Consider the following 21,099-nt stretch of genomic DNA (forward strand, 5'->3'; position numbering starts at 1 on the left):
GCCGGCTCAACGGGCAAGAACGCCGGCCAGCCAGGAACGCCGCGCGCCCAGCGCTTCCTGCAATTCGCGGACGCCGATGCAGCGCCGTTCGGGGTCGAGGCTCAGGGCGGTACGCAGCGCCGGCCAGCAGCGCCGAGGCAGGTGTCCGGGCGCGCGCAGCTGGCGCTCCAGCCCCTGCTCCCGGGCCTGGTTCGAGGGCAGGCGGCGGAACGGATGGCGACCATCGGCCAGTTCGTAGAGGACGCAGGCCAGCGCATACAGGTCGGCCGCCGGCGACAATGGCGCACCCTCGAGCAGTTCGGGAGCGGCGTAGCCCGGAGTCCAGGCGTCGATGCGGCCCCGGCTGAGCTGCGGCAGGCCATCCAGGATGCCTGCCTGCGCCTGGCCGAGGCCGAAGTCGAAGAGCCGCACGCCCTCTTCGCCGAGCATCACGTTGCTCGGCTTCAGGTCGCCATGCAGTACTCCTTGTTCGTGGACGTAGGCCAGAACATCCAGCAACGGCCGGGCGATCGCGCTCAGCTCGGACCAGGGCAGGCCTTCGGGACGCTCGCAGAGCAGGCGGTCGAGCGGCAGGCCAGGCATGAGTTCCATGACGATGTAGGCGCGCTGGCATGCGGTGTCGACGTCGAAGGTGAACAGACGCACGACGTTCGGATGGCGCAAGCGCCGGGTCAGGGCGAACTCGCTATAGAGCAAGGCGCTGGCGTCGGGTGACTCGGCGACCGACTCGTTGAGCAGCTTCAGCGCTACCAGCGGCGCCGGGTCGCCGAACTGCTCATGGAGCAGGTCCCGGGCACGGTAGACCGTCCCCATGCCGCCGGCGCCGAGCATCCGCTCCAGACGGTAGCGCCCGGAAAGAACGTCCGGCAGCGGACCGGGCAACACCGCCGGCAGGTCCGGCGCCGAGGCGGTCGGGGCGGCGAAGGCGAAATAGGTCAGGTTCGCGCCGCCCTCCTCCTCCGGCAGCAGCTCCAGCGACGACAGCGGTTCGTTCATTGGCGGATCACCACGGCCGTCAGGTTGTCCCGTGCGGCGCCGCTCAGGGCACCGTCGAACAGCCGCTCCACCGCCACCTGCGGCGATGCCAGGCTCAACGCGCGACCCAGCGCATCGGCGCTCAGCTCTTCGTAGAGCCCGTCGCTGCAGAGCAGGAAGACATCACCGGGATGCACCTCCAGTTCCAACACGTCCAGCACCAGTTGTTCGCTAGCGCCGACGGCACGGGTCAGCGCGCGCGCCGAGGGATAGGCGCGGGCCTGCTCGATATCCATCCGCCGTTCGTCGACCAGTCGCTGCAACAGCGAGTGGTCGCGGGACAGCTGGTACAGCCGCTGGCCGCGCCACAGGTAGCAGCGGCTGTCGCCGACCCACACGCAGGCCGCCCGCGAACCCTCCACGACCAGCGCCACCACCGTACTGCCGATGATCCTGTCGCCGCGTTCGGCGCTGAGGGTGAGTTCCTCGCCCAGGCGCCGGTTGAGCCAGTGCAGGCACTGGCGCATCGCGTTCAGGCGCTCGTCGAATCCCGCCCGGGCCGGCAGTTCCGCCAGGCTGGTGACGATCATCCGGCTGGCCAGGTCGCCGGCCTGGTGCCCGCCCATGCCATCGGCGACCGCCCAGAGCCCGCGATCCGGGCAGTCCAGGAAGGCATCCTCGTTGCGCGCGCGGACCTTGCCGCGATCCGTGCGTGCCGCGCTGCGCCAGGGCTCGGTGCGTTGCATCAGAGCTGCACCGGCATGCGGAAGCTGCGCAGGACCGCGAGATCGAACGGATTCGGCGTGCGCTGGGCGAGCAGCAGGTAGTTGGCGCGCAGGCCGCCCAGGTCGGCCTTGAGCACCATCACGTCACGCCCGCTGAGGTACTCGGTCTGCATCAGGTCGAACAGCCTGAACAGCGACCAGGGCCCGGTATTGCGTTCGATTCCCACCGGTCGTCCGGCCATCTTCTCCAGCACCAGGCTGGTGCGGCCGCCGTCGGTGTCGCTGGGCCACTTGAACGACATCGGCACGATCGGGCCGTGGCGGTACTCCATGGACTGACCGTCGAAACGGAACTCGGCGCGGCTGACGCCAGGATCGAGGGTATAGGGCTCCAGGCGGAAGCGCACCTGTGGCTCGGCCGGGTTCTCGGCGAAGAAGCTCTGGCGGATCACCTGGGCCGTGCCCATCTGGTCGAGATAGACCTTGGACATCGGCAGGCTGTAACCGTCCACGCTGCGCAGGCGGTAACTGCCCGGGTCGCCGCTGACGAAGGGCCGCATGTAGGTTTCGAAGAAGCGTTCGGCGACGCCCTGCGCCTTGAAGAACTCGCGGAAATCGCTGACCGCGACATCGCTGGCGCTGTGCGCGTTGAACGGGTAGCGCTTGTTGATCGCCTTGCTGTAGAAACCGTACAGCTCGCTCTGGTAGCGCTGGTTGAGGTACAGGTAGGCATCGCCGAGGACCAGCCGCCAGGCGTCTTCGGCCAGCACGCTGAACCATCCGCCGAGCGGTCGCGGCAGTCGCGCGGAGGCGTTGCGCAGGTTGCTCAGGGCATCGCGCTGGCCGCCCATGCGGCTCTTCGCCATGTCGAAAGCCGCCTGCTCCGGCTGGCTGGCGCGCGCCAGTCCGGCGAGTTGCAACTGCAACTCGTTGAGCGCCTGCAACAGCGGGGTGAGGTCGGCCGCCGGGCCGTTGTTATCGTCGAGCAGGCGATGCAGGGGCTCGAAGCGGCGTTGCAGGGACTTCTTCGCGGTATCCGGCAGGTTCTTCGCCAACGCGTCCCTGGCCTTGCCGGCCGCCGCGGCGGCCGCCTTGCCCAGCTTGCCGCCCTTTTCCGCGGCCTTGTCGCTGGCCTCTGCCAGCGCCTCGGCGCTCTCCGCCAGGACCGGGAAACGGGTGTTCTCACGGACCTCCAGCAACAACTGGAGGATCGGCGAGTTGGCGGCGAGCAGCCCGGAAACCTGGTCGGCGCCCTCGCCGGCATCGTTGAACGGCAGCAGGCCCAGGCGTCCGACCGCCTCGCTCCAGAAGTTCGCGTAGTCGCGGAAATACAGCTGCTCGAGTTCGACCATCAGGCGCCGCAGGTCCATGTCGCTGATCCCGCTGCCCTCGCCCAGGACCCAGTTGTCGCGAAGGATGTCGTTGACCAGGCTGGCGCCCTGGACCACGAAGTACTGCTGGTAGCCCTGCTGGGTGTAGAAGCCCGGGATCACGTAGTCGGTGCCGACGAACAGACCGGCCTGCGGCCCCAGGTGCTGGCCGAAGCGATACTCGGGCAGGCTTCGCGCCTGTTCGCGCAGCACCCGGTAGACCACGTTGGCCAGGGACTCGCTGCGCAGCACCTGGCGTGCCTGGGCCACCAGGGTCTCGTTCAGCGGATAGCTGAACGGTTGCTCGAGCAGACGGGCGAAATGCGTGTTCAGGCCATTCTGCACGGTGCCGTTGCCGGCATAGCGCTGCGACCAGTCGGTAGCCACCCAGTCCTTGAGCCATCCGTTCTCGCGGCGCTCGCGCAGATTCAGCATCAGGTAGGCCCGCAGGCTGTTGAGCAGGCGTTCGCGATTCTGCATGTTGCCGCGGATCTGCGCTTCGAGCATCCGCGCCACGCGCGGCAGCAGTTGCGTCTCCAGCTCGCGGCGATAGGCAGCGGCCAGCGGCGGGTTGACCTCGTTGCCCTGGTACAGCCCGGCGCGCTCGTGCAGCGAGACTTCCCCTTTGGGCGGAAACACGGTGGTCGCCGCATAGCTGCTATCCAGCGTCTTCAGCGCCGCCATGGCGTCGTCGCGCTCGCCAAGCGCCTGGCGCTGCTGGGTCCATTGCTGCGCCAGCTCGCGTAGCCGCTCCAGGCGCTCGTGGTTGGCCGAGAAACCGCCAGCCCAGAGCAGGCCGAATAGCAGAAGGAGCGCCAGCGAACCGACGTACAGGGCGCGCTGGCCCCAGTGGATGCGCGTGCGTTCGCGGCGATCGAGACCTGCCAGGTTGGCCTCGGGGAAGATCACCTGGCTCAGCAGGTGATGGATGAAGCGCGAGCGCCCGTTGCGCAGGGTCGGCAACAGGCCGCTGGCGATCCCCAGGTTGGCGCCGATGCCGGCGGTGTCTTCATCCAGCTGCTGGGCCAGGTGCGGCGCGCTGGTCAGGTAGAAGCCGCGCAGGCGGCTGGCGCGCTGGTAGCGGTTGCCGGTGAAGGCGAGTTCGACGAACAGGCACAACCGCTCGCCGATCTGGCCAAGCTGGTGCGGGAAGTCGAGGATGCGACCGCGACGCAGGGTATCGCGCTCCTGGTGGATGCGCATGATCACCTGGCTGTTCAGGCGTCGCAGAAGGTCCTCGAACGCCTGGCGCAGAACCGTCACATCGGTGCCGTTCTGCTCCTTGCCGAAGCTGGTGCCCAGAACCTGGTCGCTCTCCTCGCGGCTCAACTGGTCGAAGAACTCGTCGAAGCCGAGCAACTGGTCGGCCTTGCTCAGCACCAGGTAGACCGGCAGATCGAGGTGCAGGGTCTGCTGGATTTCCTGCAGGCGCGCGCGCACCTGGCGAGCCAGCGTATCCAGCGCCATCTCGTCGTCGCTGAGCAACGTTTCCACCGGAATCGACACCATCACGCCATTCAGCGGCCGTGCGCGGCGGCGCTTGCGCAACAGGCCGAGCAGGGTCGCCCAGGCGCCCCCGTCGACCTCGCCGTCGGCTTGGGTCAGGTAGCGCCCGGCGGTGTCGATCAGGACGCCGTGGTCGGCGAAGTACCAGTCGCAGTAGCGCGTGCCGGCGGTGTCGCGGGTCAGCTTGCGGTCGATCCGGTTGATCGGGAATTCCAGTCCGGAAAAGTCCAGCAGGCTGGTCTTGCCGCTTCCCTGCGGGCCGATCAGCAGGTACCAGGGCAGCTCGTTGCGCCAGCGCTCGCTGCGGCCGCGGTACAGGCTGGAGGTCTTCAGGGTGCGCAAGGCGTCCTTGAAGCGGCTGCGCAATTCCTTCTGTTCGTCTTCGATCAGACCGTCGCGGCGCAGGCGCTCCTGGCCCTCGTCGCTGTCCTCGACGGCCTTGCGCCGCACTCCGGCGCGCCAACTGACGAAGACCATCGCCAGCCCCCAGACCAGGAACATCAGGCTGATGCTCAGCAACCGCGAGGTCGGGCTTTCCCAGAACTTGTAGTCGGCGACCGCCAGCAGCGGCCCGACGAACCACACCAGCAATGCCGCCAGGAGTACCAGCAACAGCGTCCAGACCCACGTCTTGCGCAGGAAGGCGCCGACTTTCTTGAAGAAGTTTTTCATTTCGCGTCCCTGTGTTTACGAACCGGGCTGTCCTGCCGCCGCATCGAGCGACTGGTAAGGCTGCAGCACCGTGTCGCGTTGTTCGCCGAGAACCCAGGCGAATCCCGAATACATCACCACTAGGCAGACCAGGGTGAACAGCGCCACCATCCACCAGGGCACGATCCGCACCAGGCCGCGACGCTGGTCGCTGAGCCCCTGCCAGTGCGGCGACAGTTCGCGCGGCACGTCGCCGCGCAACTGGCGGATCTGCCGGTAGAGCGCATCGGAAATACCGTCCAGGTCGAGCACGCCGCGAGCCATCACCCGGTACTTGCCCTCGAAGCCGAGGGCCAGGCAGAGGTACATCAGCTCCAGCATCGGCAGGTGCTTGACCGGGTTCTTCGACAGCCGGTCGAGCAACTGGAAGAACTTCTCGCCGCCGAAGGTCTCGTTATGGAAGCTGCTCAGCAGGCTGATCTTCGACCATTCGCTTTCGTTGCCCCACGGGGTGGTCACCACCGCCTCGTCGACCACCGTGCACAGCACGTAGCGCGCCGCCATGACCTGGCTGTTTTCCACGCCATCCTGCACGGCGCGGAATTCGAAGAGCTTCATGGCGGAGGTCAACCGCTCCTTGAGCGCCGCAAGGTTCTCCAGCACGGTGCTGTGCTTGAGCCGGACCACTTCCGAAAGCAGTTCGGAAGCCGCCGCCACCAGCGGGTTCAGGCTGACGTTGAAGGCCTCGCCCGGACGCAGGCGCGCCGCGTAGATCATCCGCTCCTCGAGCTGCTCGAAGCGCGGCGGTTCGGCGAAATCGGTCAGCGGCCCCTGGGCCGGTACCTGTCCCTGGTGATCGAGGAGGACGGTCTTCTCGTCCTCGTGGTATTCCCTTTCCTTGATCATGTTCAGTTCCTGATGGCCCAGAATTTCAGTTCAAGCTCGGAGAACTCGCCGGATACGTGGAACGCGAAACCGCCGGAGCGCTCCAGCTGGGCCATGTCCTCGGCGTTGGGTTCGAGAATGAAATAGGTCTTGTTGGAGTGGAACGGGATCTGCCGCGGCGCCACCGGCAGCGGCTTGACCCGGATCCCCGGCAGGTGCAGGTTGACCAGTTGGCGAATGTGCTCGACCGCACCCACCTTGAGATGCGCGGGCAGGCGCTGGCGCAGTTCCTCCGACTCGCAATTGGCACTGGCGGCGAGCACGAACGAGGCGCTGCCGAGCAGCTTGTGGTCGTGCAGGGGCGAGACCAGGATGCCGTACTGGCGGGCCTGGAGAGGCAGTTCGATGGCATGCTGCTCGAGCACCATCGACAGGACCTGGCGGATCGCCTCCATCAGCCTGCGGAAGCTGGCGCCCTGGTCGCTGTGCTGGTAACGGCTGTCCAGGCGCGGACGCTTGCTCTCGCTGCCGAAGGTGGCGAGGTCGCCGAGCATGGTCAGCAGCACCCGGTACAACTGCTCCGGATGCACCTGCTCCAATCCCAGGTAGTGGCGCAGCAGCAACTCGGTGCGATTGATCAGTTGCAGCATCATGAAATCGCCGACCTCCGCGCCGCCGACCTTGCCATTGGACCGGATACGCTCGGCGATGGTGTCGCCGCGATGGCCGAGCATGCTGATCACCTCCTTCAGGCAGGACAGCAGGTAGGCGGATGCGTGGGCGTGGAGGTAGCTCGGCACGAAGTCGGGATCGAGGCTGATCACCCCGTCCGGCGTGGTATCCAGCACCACCGCCACCTTCAGTTTGACGTAGGCCTGGTCGCTCTGCTGCTCGCCGAGCAGCAGGCGAAAATCCGGCCGCGCGCAGCTGACCTGCACCATGGAATCCTCGCCGGCGTTGGAGTCCGCCACCTCCAGGTCGTAGGCGGTATAGCGCGCCAGGACCTCGGCCTGTTCCGGCCGACGCGCCTCGATGTGGTTGCCGGTGACCAGCGGCAGGGCCAGGTAGATCGGCACGTTCGAGGTATTGGGCGGCACGTCGAGGGCGAGCGGCTCGGTGTTGCCGCCGAGTTCGAACAGGCTGCCGTCGGGCAATACGCCGGAGGCCTGGCTGATCACCAGCTTGCCCATGTTGAGGAACTGGCGGTCCAGCTCCAGGGCGAGGAAGCCCCAGTTGTAGCTGCCCAGCAACTGGGTCCGGGCCTTCATCTGGTTGTCGTAGTAGCGGTCGTTGTGTTGCAGGTGCTGCGGGCGCAGCAGCATGCCTTCCTGCCAGACGATCTTGTGCACGTTCATCGCGCGTCACCCGCCTTGCCGAGCAGTTCGCCGGCATTCAGGATGCCCTTCTGGCCCAGCTTCAGCTCTACCCGGGTCAGCTCTTTCGCCGTGACCGGCACCACGTAGCGCCAGCTTGCCTCGCCGAGATCGCGGTAGGCGGCGAGCACGCCCACGTAGCGGCTCCCCTCCCCCACGCTGAGCTTGAGTTCGACCCGCTCGCCGGGACGCAGCTCCAGCTCCTCGCTGGTCACCAGGTCGGGGTCCAGGGTCTCCTTGGGACGTTCGTAGAGGCTGAAGAAGTCGGCGTTCTCGAACGCCACCGGGTGCTTCAGCTCGAACAGCCGCACTACCACCGGCGACGGCCGGCCATTGAGGTCGGGATTGACCCGCTCGCCGGCGCTCAGGGCGAGGTCGAGCTTGGTCAGTCTGGAATACGGCGACAGCGTGGAACAGCCGGCCAGCAGCGCCAGGACGGCGAGCATGGCCAGCGCCCTGGCTGGCGGGATCGGGCGACGAGACATGGCGATCATCCTTGGTGCTCGGTGTAGAGGGTGGAAATCAGGCGAACCTGCTCTTCGTAGGCCTGGGCGAAATCACGCGCCAACAGACGCTCGCTCCAATCGTCGTCCTGGCATAGCGACTGGTGGTAGCGACCGTAGGCACGCCAGCGGCTGCCCGAGGTGGCCAGCAACGGCCGGCGACCGTCGCGCTCGAAACGCAGGGCCAGCTGCTGCGGCGAGAAATGCTCGAGGGTCGCGCGCACCGCCGCCCGGCTGGCGCCGAGCAGCGCCACCTGGTGCGCCTGGAGGTCGCGGAAACTGCGTGCGACGGCCTGTTCGCCACTCAACTGGCCAGGCTTGCCATCCCGTAGCAGATGCCCCAGCGCCTCGCTGGCATCGGCGCTGAAGCGCAAGGGATTCTTGCCGGTATCGCGCAACGTGCTCAGCGACAGGCGCAGTTCGTTCTTCAGTTCGCTGCGGGTCCGCAGGCTCTGCTGCAAGCCGCCGATGCACTGCCGCAGCAAACCGGCGGCGTTGATCGCCAGCGCTTCGCGCGCAGCGCCGTCGAGGCCTTCGAGGTCCATTCCCAGGGCCTGGCCGAAACGCTGCCAGAAGGCTTCGTCGCGACCCGGACGCGGACTTTCCACGGGTTCCTGCGGAGCCGCCGGGGCGGGCACCAGCTCCGGTACGACCAGGCTTTCCATGTCGATCCGCGCGTAGTCCGCACGCGCCCCGGCCTCCTGGCTGGGCTGGGCGATCGCGCTCAGGTCGTCGAGTTCGTAGGCATCTGCACCGTCCTGGTCGAGCGCCTGCAACGGATCGAGGGCCAGGAAGGCATCGTCCGGAATGATGCTGCCCGCCGGCTGCGGCCGCCCGACGTCCATGGCGAGCTCGTCGGGCTCGCGCAGCAACCGCGCGCGGATCTCGAAGTCGCCGAGCAGGAAGACGCTGTCCTGCTCGATGCGCTGCGGCTCGCCATGCGGCAGGCGGCTGCCGTTGCCGGCGCGGATGCCGTTGCTGCTGGTGTCGGTCAGGTAGAACGCGCCGTTGCGATAGCTGACCCGCGCATGCTGCTTGGACAGGTGCCGCTTGCGATCGGGAATCGCCCAATCGCACTCACCGCCCCGGCCGATGAGGCCGCCGCTCCTGCCGAAGGTCTTGCTGCATAGCTCCGTCGGTACGAATTGCTTGGCGCTGAGCATTTCCAATACCAGTTCCATGAGATCGCTCCTTGCGGTCACTTGCCGCGATTGACCGCCTGCGGATCGCCAAGCGGGCGATAGTCGCCATCGTTGAATTTGTAGTTGCCGCTGCAACCGGCGAGGCCGCAGAGGACGGCCAGGGCCAGAAGCACGGCGGGCCAGTGACGAACAGGCATCAGGGAGTCTCCATGGAAGGGCCGCGGACGCCGCGCTCCAGGCGCGCGCCCGGCTGGGCTGGTTGGAAGGAAATCTCGATCATGGGCTTCAGGTCCGGGGATCGCCGAAATGAATGTTCAGGCGTCCCATGCGATAGATCAGGGTTCGTCGCGGCAGACCCAGTTCGCGCGCGGCGAGGGTCTGGTTGCCAGCGTTCCTGCGCAGGCAGGCGAGCAGCAGGTCCCGTTCGATCTGCTCCAGATGCTCGCGCAGCTTGAGCGGCGCCTCCGCTTCCGGGGGCGCGCGCAGGGAAAAGTGTTCGGCCAGCAGCACCTCGCCTTCGCAGAGCAGTACCGCGCATTCCACCAGTCCCTTCAGCTCCCGAACGTTGCCGGGAAAGCCATAGCCGTCGAGCAGTTCCAGCGCTTCCGCGGACCAGCCCAGCGGCGCGCGGCGCAGGAACACGCAGGCGCGCTCGGCGAAATGCCGGGCCAGTTCGAGGGCGTCGCCCTCGCGCTGGCGCAACGGCGGCAACTCGATGGGAAACTGCGCCAGCCGGTAGTAGAGGTCTTCGCGGAACTTGCCATCGCGTACCAGCAGGGCGAGGTCACGGTGGGTAGCGGCGATGATGCGTACATCGACCTTGTGCGTGTCGTTGCCGCCGAGCGGGCGAATCTCGCCTTCCTGCAACACGCGCAACAGCTTGGCCTGGAGCGACAGGGGCATGTCGCCGATTTCGTCGAGCAACAGGGTTCCGCCATCCGCGGCATCGAACAACCCGGGACGATCGCGCTCGGCACCGGTAAAGGCGCCCTTGCGGTAGCCGAACAGCTCGCTTTCCAGCAGGTTTTCCGGAAACGCCGCGCAGTTCTGCACCACGAACGCCTGTGCACGCCGCGGGCCGTACTCGTGGATCGCCCGTGCGACCACCTCCTTGCCGGTGCCGGTCTCGCCCTGCAGCAACACGGTATAGGGGTTGTGCAGGACCTTGCTGATCAGGCGGCAGGTCTCACGCATCGCCGCGCTCCTGCCGATCAGCCCGTAGCCGCTGACCACCGGTGCGCTGGACGGTCCCTGCGGCTCGCCGGAGGGTTGCGAGAGGCGTTGCAGCAGATGCAGCTGGGCCAGCACGAACGAGCCCAGCTGGCCCAGTGGATGGGCGAATCCCTGCAGGTCCAGTGGGCGCCGGGTAGCGCAGACCACCATGCCCTCGACCGTTTTCTCCGGGCTCACCAGCGGAACGCAGAGCAGGGACAGCCAGGGCTGCTCCCCTGCCGGCAGGAAGCCGGTCTCGTGCAGCCGCGACGGCAGGTCGACGAGACTGACCACGCGGTTCTGGCACAGGGCGAACTGCAGCAACTGCTCGCCGGTGTAGTCCGCCGGCAGGCTCGACGGCTCCAGCGCCTGCAACAGGCCGTCCCGGCATTCGGCGTTGAGGGTGAGCGCGGTATGGGTCTGGTCGAGCAGATACAACTGGCTCAGCTCACAGCCGCTGAGTTCGCCGACTGCGCGTGCGAAACCGCCCAGCAGGGCCGTGATGTCGGTTTCCCGCGACAGCGCGCCGAACTGAGCGAGCAGGGCTTCGGCGAAGGCCAGGGGTTGCGGTACGCGGCTGAACATCGCACCCACCTCAGGCGAACTCGCAGAGCACGCGGCCGTGCTCGCCCAGCGTCGCATGGACCCGCTCGAGACGCTCGTCGCGCGCCATCGCTTCCAGCAAACGGTCGGCCACCAGCGGCAGCAGGTGCGTGTCCAGCAGGTGGTCGATCAACCGTGCGCCGCTGTCGCTCTGGGTGCAACGCTCGGCCAGGTGGCCCACCAGCGCCTGGCTGTAGTCGAAAGCCAGTTGACGGCGCGCCAGGCGCTCGCCGAGGCGTTGCAGCTTGATCTCGATCAGCTCGCGCAGTACCGGGCCGCCCACCGGGTAGTAAGGCACCACGCGCATGCGCGCCAGCAGCGCCGGCTTGAAATGCCGGCTGAGCGCCGGCCGGATGGTTTCCTCCAGGAGTTCGGCGGAAGGCCGCGCGCCGTCCTGGCAAAGCGCGGCGATGTGCTCGCTGGCGAGGTTGGAGGTCATCAGGATCAAGGTATTGCGGAAATCGATCTCGCGCCCTTCGCCATCGTTGGCCACGCCCTTGTCGAAGATCTGGTAGAACAGGTTGAGCACGTCCGGATCGGCCTTCTCCACCTCGTCCAGCAATATCACCGAATAGGGCTTCTGGCGTACCGCCTCGGTGAGCATGCCACCCTCGCCATAGCCGACATAGCCGGGCGGCGCGCCGATCAGGCGCGAGACGGTGTGCTTCTCCTGGAACTCGGACATGTTGATGGTGGTGATGAAACGCTCGCCGCCATACAGCAGGTCGGCCAGCGCCAGCGCGGTCTCGGTCTTGCCCACCCCGCTCGGGCCCACCAGCAGGAACACGCCGACCGGCGCATCGGGCTTGTTCAGCCCGGCCGCGGTGGCGCGCATCGCGCGGTCCAGGGCGCTGACCGCCTGTTCCTGGCCACGGATCCGCGCCCGCAGGTCGTCAGCGAACCCCATCACCTTGGCGTTGTGTTCCCGCGCCAGTTGTTCCACCGGTACGCCGGTCCAGGCGCCGATCACCTCGGCAACCAGGCGCGGGCAGACCTCGAAGCTGACCAGCCGCCCCTGGGCCTGGGCATCGGCGAGTGCCTGGCGGGTTTCGTGAAGGGCCTTTTCCAGGGCTTCGACACCGCCATGCTCGTCGGCCGGGAAAGTCTCCGCGTCCGCCTCGCCGCCCTGCTCTTCCCGGTTCGCCTCGCGGGCCCTGGCCAATTGCTGGCGCAGGGCGAGCAGGCGCTCGGCGAGTTCGCGCTGGCGGCTCCACTGGTCCTCCTGTACGTGCCGCTCGCTTTCCGCCTGGGCCAGGCGCTCCTCCAGCGCCTGCAGGGCATCGTGGTCGATCGGCAGGCCTGCCTCGGCATCGCGGCGCAGGGCCTGGCGCTGGCGCTCGCCTTCGGCCAGCTCGCCGCGCAGGCGCTCGAGGCTCTCCGGCGCCGCCGCCAGGCTGATGCGCACCCGCGCACAGGCGGTGTCGAGGACGTCGACGGCCTTGTCCGGCAACTGGCGACCCGCCAGGTAGCGGGCGGACAGTTCGGCGGCGGCCACCACCGCGTCGTCGCGCAGGTAGATACCGTGGCTTTCCTCGTAAACCCGGGCCAGGCCACGCAGGATCGTCACCGCCTCGGCAACGCTCGGCTCATGCAACTGCACGGGCTGGAAGCGCCGGGCCAGCGCCGGGTCCTTCTCGAAATACTTCTTGTATTCGGCCCAGGTCGTCGCCGCGATGGTGCGCAACTCGCCACGTGCCAGGGCCGGCTTTAGCAGGTTGGCGGCATCCGAGCCGCCGGCCTGACCGCCCGCGCCGATCAGCGTATGGGCCTCGTCGATGAACAGGATGGTCGGCCTGAGCGCTGCCTTCACTTCGTCGATGACGCCTTTCAGGCGCCGCTCGAACTCGCCCTTCACGCTGGCACCGGCCTGCAACAGGCCCATGTCGAGGGACAACAGCTCGACGTCCCTCAGCGCCGGCGGCACTTCCCCTGCGGCGATCCGCGAGGCCAGGCCTTCGACGATGGCGGTCTTGCCGACGCCAGCCTCGCCGACCACGATGGGGTTGTTTTTCCGCCGACGGGCCAGGATGTCGACCATCTGGCGAATAGCCCCGTCGCGACAGAGCACCGGATCGAGCTTGCCGTCGCGCGCCTGCTGGGTAAGGTTGTGGGTGAAACGCTGCAACAGGGACTCGCCGCCGCCCGGCTTGCCGCTGGGCGCGCCCTCCAGCGGCTGCGAGAGCGCGAAATCCTTCAACCGCTCGATGTCGAGCCGCGCCAGCAGCGGCTGGTAGCGGCTGCCGGCATAGCGCAACGGGTTGCGTAGCAGGGCCAGGATCAATGCCGCCTGGTCGATCTGGCTACGGCCCAGTTCGAGGTTGGCCAGCAACAGCGCATCCTGCAGCCACTGCACCAGCTCGGGCGCGAACACCGGATTGCGCGAGGCGCTGTGCTCGCCCCGCGCTTGCAACGCGGCGTTGAGTTCGCCAGCGTCCACCGCGGCATCCTGCAGGGCGCGCGCCAGCAGTCCCTGGGGACGCTCCAGCAGACCCAGCAACAGGTCCTCCACCAGTACCTTGCTGCCGCCACGGGCTACGCAGCGCTCGGCCGAGCCTTCGAGGTCGCGCCGGGTGTCGGCATCCAGCGCCTGAATCAGTTGTTGCAGGTCTACGTTGATCATGCTCATCCATCCTTAATGAATCTTGCTGCCCAGCGTCACCACGCCATCGGCGCGCTCCCGGCCCAGCCAACTGGTCCAGCCAAGGCGGCAGGCGTTCTGCGCGCCGATGCGGAACTCGCGGATTTCCTCGTGGCGCAAGACCAGCCGGATGTCGTAGTCGAGCGGGTCGCGCAGGGTGAAGCGAACCAGCGCGCAAAGCGGCTGGTAGCCGGGACCGATCGGCAGGAACTCGTGGAAGCGCTGCCAGTCGAGCTGGCGGATATGAATGCGGAACTTGCCGCTGCGGTCGCGGACCCGTTCGCCCAGCACCGCGTCTTCGCCAAGCTGGCTGTTGAACAGGCCGAGCCGGTTGCGCTGCTCTTCGAGGATCGCGACGCGCCGTTCGATACACTGCTCGGCGACCAGTTCGGCATGCTTGAAGTAGTAGCGCAGCACCGACTCGATCAAGGCCGCCGAGTGCGCCCGCAGGCTGAGCAGGCCCAGGTAGGGCAGCAGGCGTTTCCAGTTCAGTTCCCTGGCCTTGCGGATCTCTTCCCCGCCCAATCCGACGAGGGCGAACAATTGGGCGGAAAACGCATCGCTCGCGCCGCTCTGGAAGCTCACCCGGTAGCGGTACTTGCGCCAGATCGGCAACAGCAGCCGATGCAGGCGGTGATGGAAGAGATCGAGGAAGTTCCGCGTAGGATTGCCCTCCTCGCTGTCGCCCAGAGCCTGCTCGCTGTAGAACGCCGGCAACGGCGAACTGGCACCGAACAAGCCGATCAGGTTGAAACGCAGCCGCGCCCGCAGCATGCCGCGCTCTTCGAAGAACTCCACCCGATCGACATCGCTGCCCGGGAAACCGAGGCTAGGATTGGCCTGGAATTCCAACTGATCGTAGAGCGCCTCGTCTCCCAGGCCGGGATATTCCTCGCGGAGGCGATCCATGACCAGCAGGACCGCCTGGAACAGCGAGTACTCGCGAATGCCCCGGGCCAGCGCGCTTACAGCAGGGGCTGCAAACCCATGCGCGGTTTCCATTGGTACACGTCTCCCTGTGTGCTCCTCACCCGCAACTCGTGGTAGGAGTTGATGCTGGCGTAAAGCGCGAAAAATTCGTTCAGAACCGAAGCGAACACGAACAGGTCGCCCTCGCCGATGTAGCCTTCCGGATCGATCGTCAGCTCGGTACGCAAGCCGCGCAGCGGCAGGCCCCGATGCAGGCGGTCGACATGCTCGTGGCGGACCGCCTTGAGCCCGCCCAGCAGGCGCTTGCTGACCTTCGCCGCATGCTGGTCGTAGTAGCGCGGCAGGTCGTAGGTTTCGAGGATCACCTTGAGTGCGTCGACGTTGGCCAGCGACAGGTAGTTGAGCGACATGTTGCTGATCAGTTTCCAGAGGAAATCGCGGTTCAGCGGCGGCGCGTAGCTCGGCGTCGGCGGGGTGATATTGCGGAAACCGAGGAACTCCGGCGTGCCTTCGCAGGCGACGCAGATATCGCCCAGGCGCAGCCGTTGGGGCAGGTTCTGGTTGGTGCAGGTCAGTTCCACCGACAGCGTCTCGGTCTGCTCGGGATGGCGGATGCCGAAGCTCAGGTAGGTGTCCAGGCCATCGTGCAGCAACGAGGTCCGTTGCCGGACGCTGTAGTGGGGCCGTGCTTCCGGGACGTCGAAGCTGGGATCGTGCTCGAAGGACTCGAACGGCACATAGGCCTGGTAGCCGAGCCCGCCCGGCCGCCAGCCGGTGACGCCCTCTACCGAGAACACCCCGCAGTCCTCCAGGCTGTATTCGGCCGGCATCAGCAGGTACTCGTCCTGCTTGCCGTCGAGGCGGATCGGCAGCGCATCGTGGCGGAACAGGTTGGCCACCGGCGTACAGTACAGCTTGACGTTCTCCAGCGTCGGGTGCAGGCGCTGGATGCCGCTCTTGCGGATATCGAAGCGCAACTCGAGGCCGCGAACCTGCTTGAGGGTTTCCTCGGGCAGAGCGCCGAGCAGGTCAAGGCCATCCACGTCGACGAACAGGAACTTGTCCTGGAACGCGAAGTATTCCTGCAGGTAGCGATAGCCACGGAAGGTATTCAGCGGATAGGGAATCAACGCCTCGTCTTCGGCGAACCCCACCGGCTGCACCCGCTCGCCCGTCAGGCGGAACGACATCGGCTTGCCGGCCACGCCATCCAGCGGCCGCCCATGGGCGTCCAGCGGAATCAGTTGGATGCTCTCGAGGTTGCGCAGCAGGCACAGATAGAGCATCTGGCTGATGTAGCGCTCGCCGGCCAGGTGCAGGCGCAGCCGACTCAGGCCCAGCTCGCCGAGATGCCCGTCGCAGTTCATCGCCAGGCGCAGGCCGAGCAGCGCACCCTCGCCGGTCACCGAATAGTTGAGCGCCTCCAGCACCAGCGGCAGGACCTCGGTGGCGTAGCAGGTACGGAAGCGACAGGCGACCTCGCCCACCGGCCGGCTCTCGACCGGCGTATCGCGCTCCACGCGCAGCGCCCCGCCCGGGCGGGTCAGGGGGTCGAACTGGAGAATGCTGAAAGCCGGCAGCGGGCGCATATAGTTCGGCCACAGCAGGTGCATCATCGAGTGACTGAGTTCCGGCAACTCGTCGTCCAGCTTCTGCCGCAACCGCCCGGTCAGGAAGGCAAAGCCCTCGAGCAGGCGCTCGACATCCGGATCGCGTCCGACCTGCCCGAGAAACGGGGCCAGGGCCGGGCTACGCTCGGCGAAACGGCGCCCCAGCTGGCGCAGTGCGGTGAGTTCGCTCTGGTAGTAATGATTGAAGGACACGGCTTACCTGCTGGATATCGTTTCACTGATGGCAGTCGTCTGACCGCTGCCGCCAAAACCGCAATGACATTTCTGGCCTGAAGATCGGAAACCCACGGTGTCCGTTGTCTTTCCGTAATCGACCCGATTCGCGCCCATCTCAGAAGACCTCATGGACGAACCAGGCATCGAAGCGGTACAGCGCCAGGCCGAGGCGTCACCCTGGCGGGCCGCCGCGAGGCCGTCGAAGAACACGTCGGCGGAACCGACGCCGATGGGATTGCTGCCGTGCCCGGGGAGCGGACAAGCGGTGGGATCGGAAACGCGGGCTGCGGGTTTGCCGGACATCGAAACCTCCTTAGCTGACCTTCACCTGGCCGCTGCCATCCAGGCATGCGGAAAAACTCACCTGGCGCTTGAAACCTTCCACCTCCAGCAACCCTTCGATGCTGAAGGCCAGGCGGAGCTGGTCGTTGTCGCGTGGCAGGGAAACGACACGCACGTCGCTCAAGCGCGGTTCGTAAGCCTCGATGAAACCTTCGATGGCCGAGCGGGCCTGGCTCAGGGAGTCGTGCAGGCTCAGGCGCATGTCGTTGAGATCGGGCAACCCGTAGTCGGACAGCGTCTGCACGCTGCCCGCCCGGGTGCTGAGCATCTTGCCCAGATGGGCAGCCACCGACGCCATGGCGGAAACCTCGCGGCTCCAGCCGACGCGCTTATCCGCGTCGCCGTTCAGGCGCTCGAACAGGCTGCCGTATCCGGTCATGGAAAGCTCCGCTTACTCTTTGTCCAGCTTGCCGACCAGCGACAGGGTGAAGTCCGCCCCCATGTACTTGAAGTGCGGGCGCACGTTCAGGCTGACGCGGTACCAGCCCGGCTCGCCCTCGACGTCACTGACGATGATCTGTGCAGCGCGCAGCGGGCGACGGCCGCGCACTTCGGCGCTGGGGTTTTCCTGGTCGGCGACGTACTGGCGGATCCACTTGTTCAGCTCCAGCTCGAGGTCGGTACGCTCCTTCCACGACCCCAGCTGTTCGCGTTGCAGGACCTTCAGGTAATGGGCCAGGCGGTTGACGATCATCATGTACGGCAACTGGGTGCCGAGCTTGTAGTTCAGCTCCGCGGCCTTGCCTTCGGCGCTGATGCCGAAGAACTTCGGCTTCTGCACCGAGCTGGCGGAGAAGAACGCGGCGTTGTCGCTGCCCTTGCGCATGGTCAGGGAAATGAAGCCTTCCTCGGCCAGTTCGTACTCGCGGCGATCGGACACCAGCACCTCGGTGGGGATCTTGGTCTCGATCTCGCCCATGCTCTCGAAGTGGTGCAACGGCAGGTCCTCTACCGCACCGCCGCTCTGCGGCCCGATGATGTTCGGGCACCAGCGATACTTGGCGAAGCTGTCGGTCAGCTTGGTGCCGAAGGCATAGGCGGTGTTGCCCCACAGGTAATGCTCGTGGCTGTTGGCCACGGTCTCCTTGTAGGCGAACGACTTGACCGGATTCTCTTCCGGATCGTAGGGCGTGCGCAGCAGGAAGCGCGGTACGGTCAGCGCCACGTAGCGGGAATCCTCGGACTGGCGGAAGCTCTGCCACTTGGCGAACTGCGGGCCTTCGAAATGATCCTTCAGGTCCTTCAGGTCCGGCAGGCCGGTGAAGCTTTCCAGGCCGAAGAACTTCGGACCGGCGGCCGCCACGAATGGCGCATGGGCCATGCAGGCCACGCTGGAGACGTATTGCATCAGCTTGACGTCGGGCGAACTGGGCGACATGTAGTAGTTGGCGATGATGGCGCCGACCGGCTGGCCACCGAACTGGCCGTATTCGGCGGTGTAGATGTGCTTGTACAGGCCGGACTGCATCACCTCGGGCGAGTCCTCGAAATCGTCCAGCAGGTCCTGCTTGGAAACGCTGAGAATCTCGATCTTGATGTTCTCGCGGAAGTTGGTGCGGTCGACCAGCAGTTGCAGGCCGCGCCAGGCCGACTCCAGCGCCTGGAAATCGGGATGATGGAGAATCTCGTCCATCTGCGTGCTGAGCTTGGCGTCGATCTCGGCGATCATCCGGTCGACCATCGCCTTCTTCACCGGCTCGCCGTCGTTCTGCGGCTTGAGCAATTCCTCGATGAAGGCGGAGACGCCGCGCTTGGCGATGTCGTAGGCCTCGTCGTCCGGGCTCAGGCGGGTCTCGGCGATGATGCTGTCGAGAATGTTGTATTCGCCGTTCTGGTTCCGGCCTTGCTGTGCGGCACTGGTGCTCATGTATCTGCTTCCTTGGCTAGGGGGTGGCTCAGGCGTCCTGGGAGGGGGCGGCGCTCAGCCCCAGCTCGCCCAGCACACGGCTACGGGACTCGTCGTCGGCGAGTACGCTTTCGATGGCCTTGCGGAACGCCGGGGCGTTGCCCAGCGGGCCCTTGAGGGCCACCAGCGCATCGCGCAACTCCATCAGCTTCTTCAGCTCGGGCACCTGCTCGACGATGCTGGCCGGGTTGAAGTCCTTCATCGAGTTGATCTGCAGCCCCACCGCCAGCTCGTCCCTGCCGCCCTCCTCCTGGAGACGATTGGGTACGCTCAGCGTCAGCCCCAGCTCCTGCTTGGCCAGGACCTCGTCGAAGGTCATCTTGTCGATGCCGATCGGCTTGCGGTCCTCCACCTTGCGCTCATCCGTGCGCTGGGTGTAATCGCCGATCGCCAGTAGCTTCAACGGCAGTTCGATTTCTTCCTGGGCACCGCCAGTGGCGGGCTTGAAGGTGACGTTGATGCGTTCCTTTGGGGCTACCGAGCCTTCTTTGGCCATGGCTTTTTCTCCTTGAGAATTGAGGGCGCGAAGCCCTATTCGAGCACCACCTCGAGATCGAGGTGGCACAGCCTGCGATAAATGTCTTCCTTGCGTTCTCGCACGGCGTGGTTCTGCGGCAACAGCTCGCAGCAGCTATGCAGCAGGTGCAGTACATCCAGCGCCAGATCGGGCTCCCAGGCGTGCAATCCCGATTCGTGCAACTGATGGTCGAGGCTCTCCAGCTGGGTCTTGGCCAGCTCGTACTTCTTCGCCAGGAAGCACAGTCGCGCGAGGCTCAGTTGCCAGAAGAACCGGGCGCGCCCGCCGTGGGCGCGCTTCATGCCCTGCTTCAACACCTGTACCGCCGCCTTCAGGCCGTCCTTGCGCAACACCGGCTGGACCTCGTCCAGGGCGACGTCCCATTCGGCCTGCAGGGCCACGGTCTCGACCTTGCGCGGCGCACTGTCGTTCTGGAGATGGGGCATGACATGGGCGCTGATCCAGCCGCGGGTGGCCGCATCGGCGAATGCGCTGCCGTCGTGGAAACGCAGCTCCACCAGCCCCGGCAGACGCTGCAGGAGCAAGGCGAAATGCATTTCGACTTCCCGCATCGCCTGCTCGGCGTTGAGCCCTTGCAGGCACTCCCAGACCAGGCGCTGGCCGTCGAACCAGAACGGCGCCCGTGCCAGGCTCGCCTCCAGCTCCACCAGGAGATCGGCGTACAGGCCCTGGGCGAAACGCTCCTGGTAGCTTTTCAGCTTGTCCGCCGGCACTCCCCTTAGCGCGGTGACCTGTTCGGCATTGCGCTCGGGCATGGACTCGATGGGCAGCCAGAGCATCGTTCGGTTGAGGCGCAGCGCGCGCAGATCGGTGGCCTTCTGCTTCAGCCACCAGGCGCACAGGGGGCGTGCGGCCTCCTGCTGGGCGCGCATGGCCTTGTGGGCGTCGCGCTCGTTGTCGATGGGCGCACCCGGCGCCAGCAACTGGCTGGCCGCCTGCTTGACCTGGGCCACCACGGCGCCGACCACGCCAGGTTCGGGCTGGTTGTCGGCGGCGCGCTGGAGCATGCCCGAAAGGCGTCGGCTGATCGGCAGCAACAAGGGCGCGTCGTCGCCCAGTTGCGCGGTCAGCGCGGTATCGAGTTTTTCCAGGTGCTCGGCGAGACGCCGGAACAGGGGGAGTTGCTCCTTGATCGGTACGTTCTCGTTCAGCGCCTGCTCCAGCCGGGGCACCAGCCAGGCAATGGCCGCGGCGCGAGTGCGCGCCTTGAGCGGATGGATCTCGACCCAATGCCGGCTGCACAGACGTTCCAGCAATCCCAGTCCGGCCAGCAAACCGGGAAAGGATTCCCGTTGGTAGAGGGCCCAGGTCAACCAGGCTGCAACACGCAGGTCCTTGGATTGGGCACGAAGCAGCGCTTCGCTGTTTTCCAGGATTTTCAACCAGTCGGTCTGGCCGTTCTCATGGAGCGAGAGCGCCTTGCCCAGCTCATTTTCCAGCGCCTCGTATTCGCTGGAAAAACGCACATCCTCACCCGCAAAGGCATCCTTTGAAATCGGCTGTTCCGCGAGTTCCAGATAATGCGAGGAGAGCTTGCTCGAATAGGTCATCCTAACCCTTCAATGCACACCATGTGCGCCAATGAATATCTTAACAATTCAACTAGTTGGCATAAAAACCGAACGAAAATCCCAATAGTCTGAAGAGCTCTTTGCCTTTTCCATGAAAACAACATAAAAACTGGCAAGCAACAGGACATTCCCTCTTTGGGAATTTTCCTATTCATTGATACGAATCAATGAAAGATTTTCAGCCAAACGTCAGGCGTCTGCGTCCATGCCCTTTACGGCTTGGCTATAGCCATCATAACGACATTGATGGCCATTTGGAAAACCCTACCAAAACAGGTAGTTAACAATTTATAAAAAATAAGGCAGGCAGTATGGATTTCTCCGGAGAGCCTCGAAACATAGGCCTTCCAAGCGGACCAACAGCTGATTTAGAGCGTAATAG

Annotated in this window: 16 protein-coding genes and 1 pseudogene; all 17 read right to left on the reverse strand. The window is 66.0% G+C overall.

Features of this window, described 5'->3' with window-relative positions; all coding sequences use genetic code 11:
- Window positions 1–6 precede the first annotated feature (6 nt).
- The 17 genes and pseudogenes from LJF27_RS18090 to tssA all read right to left on the reverse strand — a co-directional run bounded on the left by LJF27_RS18090 (window position 7) and on the right by tssA (window position 20,696).
- Window positions 7–996: a serine/threonine-protein kinase gene (locus LJF27_RS18090; protein ID WP_003097784.1), complete on the reverse strand. Its 990-nt coding sequence runs from the start codon at window positions 994–996 to the stop codon at window positions 7–9.
- Window positions 993–1,721 carry a PP2C family protein-serine/threonine phosphatase gene (locus tag LJF27_RS18095; protein ID WP_003087627.1) on the reverse strand — a complete coding sequence of 243 codons (729 nt, stop codon included), beginning with the start codon at window positions 1,719–1,721 and terminating at the stop codon, window positions 993–995. Before LJF27_RS18095 ends, LJF27_RS18090 begins: the two co-directional genes overlap by 4 nt.
- A complete protein-coding gene (gene tssM / locus LJF27_RS18100) occupies window positions 1,721–5,248 on the reverse strand; it encodes a type VI secretion system membrane subunit TssM (RefSeq protein ID WP_023115418.1) in 3,528 nt (1,175 codons plus the stop codon). Before tssM ends, LJF27_RS18095 begins: the two co-directional genes overlap by 1 nt.
- A gap of 15 nt (window positions 5,249–5,263) precedes the next feature.
- Window positions 5,264–6,133: a type IVB secretion system protein IcmH/DotU gene (gene icmH, locus LJF27_RS18105; RefSeq protein ID WP_003087622.1), complete on the reverse strand. Its 870-nt coding sequence runs from the start codon at window positions 6,131–6,133 to the stop codon at window positions 5,264–5,266.
- A 2-nt stretch (window positions 6,134–6,135) separates the two neighbouring features.
- On the reverse strand, window positions 6,136–7,467 hold the full coding sequence (tssK, locus tag LJF27_RS18110; RefSeq protein WP_003097790.1) for a type VI secretion system baseplate subunit TssK: 1,332 nt from the start codon (window positions 7,465–7,467) through the stop codon (window positions 6,136–6,138).
- Complete coding sequence (gene tssJ, locus LJF27_RS18115) at window positions 7,464–7,970, reverse strand: type VI secretion system lipoprotein TssJ (RefSeq protein ID WP_003122875.1); 507 nt, start codon at window positions 7,968–7,970, stop codon at window positions 7,464–7,466. The genes tssK and tssJ overlap by 4 nt, the downstream gene beginning before the upstream one ends.
- A gap of 5 nt (window positions 7,971–7,975) precedes the next feature.
- Window positions 7,976–9,169, reverse strand: a complete 1,194-nt coding sequence (gene tagH, locus LJF27_RS18120; protein ID WP_023088397.1) for a type VI secretion system-associated FHA domain protein TagH — start codon at window positions 9,167–9,169, stop codon at window positions 7,976–7,978.
- Window positions 9,170–9,186: 17 nt separating this feature from the next.
- On the reverse strand, window positions 9,187–9,327 hold the full coding sequence (locus tag LJF27_RS18125) for a hypothetical protein (protein WP_003087614.1): 141 nt from the start codon (window positions 9,325–9,327) through the stop codon (window positions 9,187–9,189).
- An 88-nt stretch (window positions 9,328–9,415) separates the two neighbouring features.
- Window positions 9,416–10,927 (reverse strand): sigma-54 interaction domain-containing protein, encoded by a 1,512-nt coding sequence (locus LJF27_RS18130; RefSeq protein ID WP_003097799.1) that lies wholly within the window; start codon window positions 10,925–10,927, stop codon window positions 9,416–9,418.
- Between the two features lie 10 nt (window positions 10,928–10,937).
- The gene (tssH, locus tag LJF27_RS18135; RefSeq protein ID WP_019371917.1) at window positions 10,938–13,571 is read right to left on the reverse strand and encodes a type VI secretion system ATPase TssH; all 2,634 of its coding nucleotides are present in this window, start codon (window positions 13,569–13,571) and stop codon (window positions 10,938–10,940) included.
- Window positions 13,572–13,577: 6 nt separating this feature from the next.
- Entirely contained in the window at window positions 13,578–14,585 is a 1,008-nt protein-coding gene (gene tssG, locus LJF27_RS18140; protein ID WP_003087607.1) for a type VI secretion system baseplate subunit TssG, read from the reverse strand.
- Window positions 14,549–16,336 (reverse strand): type VI secretion system baseplate subunit TssF, encoded by a 1,788-nt coding sequence (gene tssF / locus LJF27_RS18145; RefSeq protein ID WP_003449968.1) that lies wholly within the window; start codon window positions 16,334–16,336, stop codon window positions 14,549–14,551. Before tssF ends, tssG begins: the two co-directional genes overlap by 37 nt.
- A 159-nt stretch (window positions 16,337–16,495) precedes the next feature.
- Window positions 16,496–16,663: pseudogene (locus LJF27_RS18150) on the reverse strand (PAAR domain-containing protein); the annotation flags it as partial.
- A gap of 10 nt (window positions 16,664–16,673) precedes the next feature.
- Entirely contained in the window at window positions 16,674–17,081 is a 408-nt protein-coding gene (gene tssE, locus LJF27_RS18155; RefSeq protein ID WP_003097809.1) for a type VI secretion system baseplate subunit TssE, read from the reverse strand.
- Between the two features lie 12 nt (window positions 17,082–17,093).
- Entirely contained in the window at window positions 17,094–18,569 is a 1,476-nt protein-coding gene (gene tssC / locus LJF27_RS18160) for a type VI secretion system contractile sheath large subunit (RefSeq protein WP_003087596.1), read from the reverse strand.
- A 28-nt stretch (window positions 18,570–18,597) separates the two neighbouring features.
- Window positions 18,598–19,104 carry a type VI secretion system contractile sheath small subunit gene (gene tssB, locus LJF27_RS18165; RefSeq protein WP_016851765.1) on the reverse strand — a complete coding sequence of 169 codons (507 nt, stop codon included), beginning with the start codon at window positions 19,102–19,104 and terminating at the stop codon, window positions 18,598–18,600.
- 35 nt (window positions 19,105–19,139) lie between these two features.
- Window positions 19,140–20,696: a type VI secretion system protein TssA gene (gene tssA / locus LJF27_RS18170; protein WP_023116631.1), complete on the reverse strand. Its 1,557-nt coding sequence runs from the start codon at window positions 20,694–20,696 to the stop codon at window positions 19,140–19,142.
- Window positions 20,697–21,099: the final 403 nt, after the last annotated feature.

The sequence above is a fragment of the Pseudomonas sp. 203-8 genome (assembly GCF_020708595.1).
In the GTDB taxonomy this organism is placed as follows: domain Bacteria; phylum Pseudomonadota; class Gammaproteobacteria; order Pseudomonadales; family Pseudomonadaceae; genus Pseudomonas; species Pseudomonas aeruginosa.

Excerpts from the sequence above, each read along its gene's own strand:
- LJF27_RS18090 (WP_003097784.1), bottom strand. The coding sequence starts at position 996 with ATGAACGAACCGCTGTCGTCGCTGGAGCTGCTGCCGGAGGAGGAGGGC.
- LJF27_RS18095 (WP_003087627.1), bottom strand. The coding sequence starts at position 1,721 with ATGCAACGCACCGAGCCCTGGCGCAGCGCGGCACGCACGGATCGCGGC.
- tssJ (WP_003122875.1), bottom strand. The coding sequence starts at position 7,970 with ATGTCTCGTCGCCCGATCCCGCCAGCCAGGGCGCTGGCCATGCTCGCC.
- LJF27_RS18125 (WP_003087614.1), bottom strand. The coding sequence starts at position 9,327 with ATGCCTGTTCGTCACTGGCCCGCCGTGCTTCTGGCCCTGGCCGTCCTC.
- tssG (WP_003087607.1), bottom strand. The coding sequence starts at position 14,585 with ATGGAAACCGCGCATGGGTTTGCAGCCCCTGCTGTAAGCGCGCTGGCC.
- icmH (WP_003087622.1), bottom strand. The coding sequence starts at position 6,133 with ATGATCAAGGAAAGGGAATACCACGAGGACGAGAAGACCGTCCTCCTC.
- LJF27_RS18130 (WP_003097799.1), bottom strand. The coding sequence starts at position 10,927 with ATGTTCAGCCGCGTACCGCAACCCCTGGCCTTCGCCGAAGCCCTGCTC.
- tssE (WP_003097809.1), bottom strand. The coding sequence starts at position 17,081 with ATGACCGGATACGGCAGCCTGTTCGAGCGCCTGAACGGCGACGCGGAT.
- tssA (WP_023116631.1), bottom strand. The coding sequence starts at position 20,696 with ATGACCTATTCGAGCAAGCTCTCCTCGCATTATCTGGAACTCGCGGAA.
- tssH (WP_019371917.1), bottom strand. The coding sequence starts at position 13,571 with ATGAGCATGATCAACGTAGACCTGCAACAACTGATTCAGGCGCTGGAT.
- tssC (WP_003087596.1), bottom strand. The coding sequence starts at position 18,569 with ATGAGCACCAGTGCCGCACAGCAAGGCCGGAACCAGAACGGCGAATAC.
- tssM (WP_023115418.1), bottom strand. The coding sequence starts at position 5,248 with ATGAAAAACTTCTTCAAGAAAGTCGGCGCCTTCCTGCGCAAGACGTGG.
- tagH (WP_023088397.1), bottom strand. The coding sequence starts at position 9,169 with ATGGAACTGGTATTGGAAATGCTCAGCGCCAAGCAATTCGTACCGACG.
- tssB (WP_016851765.1), bottom strand. The coding sequence starts at position 19,104 with ATGGCCAAAGAAGGCTCGGTAGCCCCAAAGGAACGCATCAACGTCACC.
- tssK (WP_003097790.1), bottom strand. The coding sequence starts at position 7,467 with ATGAACGTGCACAAGATCGTCTGGCAGGAAGGCATGCTGCTGCGCCCG.